The 1775-nt window shown below is 62.9% G+C and carries 4 protein-coding genes and 1 pseudogene; all 5 read right to left on the bottom strand.

Going from position 1 to position 1775, the window contains the following annotated elements; all coding sequences use genetic code 11:
• Window positions 1-208 (bottom strand): annotated as a pseudogene (locus C480_RS10265) (hypothetical protein); the annotation flags it as partial.
• A complete protein-coding gene (locus C480_RS10260) occupies window positions 205-1059 on the bottom strand; it encodes a hypothetical protein (protein WP_006665549.1) in 855 nt (284 codons plus the stop codon). The pseudogene C480_RS10265 and the gene C480_RS10260, both read right to left, overlap by 4 nt.
• A 6-nt stretch (window positions 1060-1065) precedes the next feature.
• Window positions 1066-1215 carry a hypothetical protein gene (locus C480_RS23460; protein ID WP_161607002.1) on the bottom strand — a complete coding sequence of 50 codons (150 nt, stop codon included), beginning with the start codon at window positions 1213-1215 and terminating at the stop codon, window positions 1066-1068.
• A 3-nt stretch (window positions 1216-1218) separates the two neighbouring features.
• On the bottom strand, window positions 1219-1530 hold the full coding sequence (locus C480_RS10255) for a Rho termination factor N-terminal domain-containing protein (protein ID WP_006665548.1): 312 nt from the start codon (window positions 1528-1530) through the stop codon (window positions 1219-1221).
• 3 nt (window positions 1531-1533) lie between these two features.
• A partial coding sequence (locus tag C480_RS24070) for a hypothetical protein (protein WP_006665547.1) occupies window positions 1534-1775 on the bottom strand: 242 nt, incomplete at its 5' end.

Below are 1775 nucleotides of genomic sequence, written 5' to 3'. Positions count from 1 at the left end.
CCTCCACGCCGGCGAACGAGTCCTCGATCGACTCGACGTCGTAGTCTGTCCGACTGGCGTAGCTCCGCAGCGTGCCGTGGCTGACTCGCACTGCCTGGTAGACGAGTGGGTTCGCTTCGCCGACGAGCCGCCGCTCGGCGTCGTCGACCAGCGGCTCTGGACCGCCGATCGTGAAGGACGCGCTGGCCGTGGTATCACCCGTGCTCATCGGTATTCCTCGAGGAGATCGTCGGCCTTCTCGCGCATTTCGTCGGCTTTCGCTTCGACGTTATAGAGGCGAGCATTGTCAGGGACGTGGAGTGCTGCCTCCTCAGTCAGTTCAGCGCCGGCGCGCAGCGCCACAGCCCGGCGGATGGCCCGTGGGATGCCCTCGTGGCCGTAGTCCCAGTCGATATAGACGGCATTCGATAGCGACGCGATATCGTCGTCGAGTGCGTGGGCGTCGATATACAGCTCGGAGACGCCGCCGTTGTTGAGCCGGACCCAGTAGTCCTTCCCGCGGTTCTCGAGGCCGACACCCCCCTCGTAGCCGCTGTCGGCGGCCGCCCAGTCGTCGTAGCCGCCATCGCTGTTGATGACGAGCAATTGGTTGACGGCGTCGGCGTCGCGACGGTCTAACTGGATCCGCGTGTACGCCGGCCGGTCGTTCCGATAGCCGTCCTGGTACTCACCGATCGCGATGCGGATCTCTCGCTTGGGTTCCCGCCGGAGTTCGCGTCGACGGCGATCGTTTCGTGGCGAGGACTCGAGCAGCGCGTCGCTGTTTTTTCGGTAGCGGTTCCGATCCCGTTCGCTCGCCCCATGGACCATCCCGCCGTGACTCGAGATATCGTGTTCGTCGTCGCGAGTCTTCGGCTCCGTCGGGATCTCTATCTCCGTTGCCTCGTCGATCCCACCGGGTTCGTACCAGTGCCGTTTGAGGCTCTTCTCAAGCGGGTCCGTTTCGGCTGTGATCGCGTCGACGGCGATCTGCTGGTCCTGGCTGACGTCTCCCGGAAGGCCCGACTTGCGGAGCGCTCGGCGGACGTCCTCAAGAGTGCAGTATCCGAGCGGTGGCATATGGGGTTAGTCCTCCGTCCAGGTGTCGAGGATCGGTTCCGTTTCGCCGTCGACCGTTGGCCGACTCGGCCTCGGCCGGGATCGGTACACGACTGCGAGCGCGAGCGGGATGGCGATCAGGATAGTCAGTGCTCCGATGAGTCCGATGAGCATCATGGGTTACTCCTCGCGTTCGTCGCGCAGCGCTTCGATGAGGTCGTCCTTGTTCATCTTCGATCGCCCCCCGATCTCGGCCTCGGCCGCGAGGTCCTGCAGGTCGTCGACGGTCTTGTCTTCGAGGTCGTCACTGTCTTCGTCGACGGTGAGGTCGGCCGGTTCAGGGAGTTCCTCGACAATCGCGAAGTCGCCCCGCTCGTCGCAGAGATACGCGGCCAGTTCCTCGCCGACGTCGGCCCGGTCCCCGAGAGAGAAGTGTTGGCCGATCGATTTGATGAAAACCTGACCGCCGCTGATTTTCTCAACTTTTGGCATGGTTTAGGATGACGAGTCAGCCGTGACGTCGAACGTGACGAAATTCGTGCCGTTGTAGCCACGCCACTCGCCGGTATCTGTGCGGAACCATGCCTCACCGCCAGAGAGATTCGACTCGGATGGGTCTGTGTCTGTCTTCGGGTATAGGTCCTCGCTGTGTGCCTCACTTCCGTGCTCCTCCGGAGTGAACGTACTCGGGACGCTTGCAAGATCACTGTAATTCCCAGAGAATGTGTCTGAGGAGG

The sequence above is a fragment of the Natrialba aegyptia DSM 13077 genome (genome assembly GCF_000337535.1).
Lineage (GTDB): Archaea > Halobacteriota > Halobacteria > Halobacteriales > Natrialbaceae > Natrialba > Natrialba aegyptia.
The sequence above is the reverse complement of the archived record's forward strand: the minus strand, read 5'-3'. Positions and strand labels throughout refer to the sequence as shown.

Coding starts and splice junctions, on each gene's coding strand:
- C480_RS10260 (WP_006665549.1), bottom strand. CDS start 1,059: ATGCCACCGCTCGGATACTGCACTCTTGAGGACGTCCGCCGAGCGCTC.
- C480_RS23460 (WP_161607002.1), bottom strand. CDS start 1,215: ATGATGCTCATCGGACTCATCGGAGCACTGACTATCCTGATCGCCATC.
- C480_RS10255 (WP_006665548.1), bottom strand. CDS start 1,530: ATGCCAAAAGTTGAGAAAATCAGCGGCGGTCAGGTTTTCATCAAATCG.